The organism is Caulobacter sp. GW822-FHT01G02, from assembly GCF_058802865.1.
This window is the reverse complement of record NZ_JBXAON010000023.1, coordinates 1-1,092: the sequence shown is the minus strand read 5'-3', so window position 1 is coordinate 1,092 and position 1,092 is coordinate 1. Positions and strand designations below refer to the sequence as shown.

Below are 1,092 nucleotides of genomic sequence, written 5' to 3'. Positions count from 1 at the left end.
ATGCGCTCGGGCCAGTACGACGACCCCAAGGGCGACGCCGCCCGCATCCTCTACGACCATCTCGACGACAAGCCGCCCGCCGATCCGCTCTGACCGCCTGGCCGGCCACAGGGAGTATCCCCATGCTCGACGTCCTTACCGCGCGCGACTCCGACCTGACCGCCGACCTTGTGGTTTGCCTGCCGGCCGAGGCCATGCTCACGCCAGGGGCGGCCGACCTGCGCGTCGACGCCTTGATCGAGGAACTGATCCAGTTGGAAGCGGCTCTTCCCTCGCCGCGACGCACGCGCGGCGTCCTCCTGAGCGGCGCGGCCAATCGCCTGACCCGCGACGGCATGGTCCGGCTCTTCGAAGCCTTGCGACATGTCTTTCGGTTCGCGCCGGGCGCGATCAGCGTCGCCGAGATCGATCTTTCGGCCTGGTCCAGCGCCTGGGCGAGCGCCGCAGCGTTCCACGGCGTCGGCCGCGCGCGGTTCAGCATTTCGCCGCCCGCGGGAGGCGACGCGGGCGGCGACCGGCCCGAGCTCGCGACCCTGGCCCAGGCGATAGCGGCCTTGCGGGACGCCCACGTCTCCGTGCTGGAGGTCGACTTGGGGGTCACTTTCGATCTGACGGGAAGCGCGCTGGCGGACGTTCGCCAGATCGTTCGCTCGGCGCCTGACGTCTTGCGGCTGTCGGCTTGCGCGGAGACGGGCGAGGTTCCCGGCGCGGCGCGGTCGGCGCGCGAGGTTCGCGCCTATCTCGAACGCGCCGGCTATCACGATATCGGCGGCGGCCTCTTCGCCCTGCCCGGAAACGATCCCGCCGCCACCGGCGCGAACGGCGTCGACCGATCCGAACACGCCCCCATCGTCATCGGCGCTGGCGCGCGGGCCGCGCCCGTCAAGGACGCCAAGATCAATGGCGGGGCGCCGAAGGCCTGACCCGTCGGTCGCCTCGTCGGGCCAGTCGCGACAATTTTGACCTTGAGCGAGCGGGTTGCCTGATTGCCCGTTCGCGCAAGACCTTCCCGCCGAGCGACCGTTCGGCGGGAAGGTCCCTCCCCTTCCGCCTCAAGCCAGCCGCCCGTCCCGTGTCCGCCCCGCTTGGGGG

At 71.3% G+C, this 1,092-nt stretch carries 2 protein-coding genes; both read left to right on the top strand.

Annotated features, from left to right (window positions below; translation table 11 throughout):
• Positions 1-93: cbb3-type cytochrome oxidase assembly protein CcoS (gene ccoS, locus AC1RNC_RS26090; protein ID WP_492888881.1), on the top strand; the 93-nt coding region annotated here is incomplete at its 5' end.
• A gap of 29 nt (positions 94-122) precedes the next feature.
• Entirely contained in the window at positions 123-923 is an 801-nt protein-coding gene (locus AC1RNC_RS26085; protein WP_492888880.1) for an oxygen-independent coproporphyrinogen III oxidase, read from the top strand.
• Positions 924-1,092: the final 169 nt, after the last annotated feature.

Coding starts and splice junctions, on each gene's coding strand:
- AC1RNC_RS26085 (WP_492888880.1), top strand. CDS start 123: ATGCTCGACGTCCTTACCGCGCGCGACTCCGACCTGACCGCCGACCTT.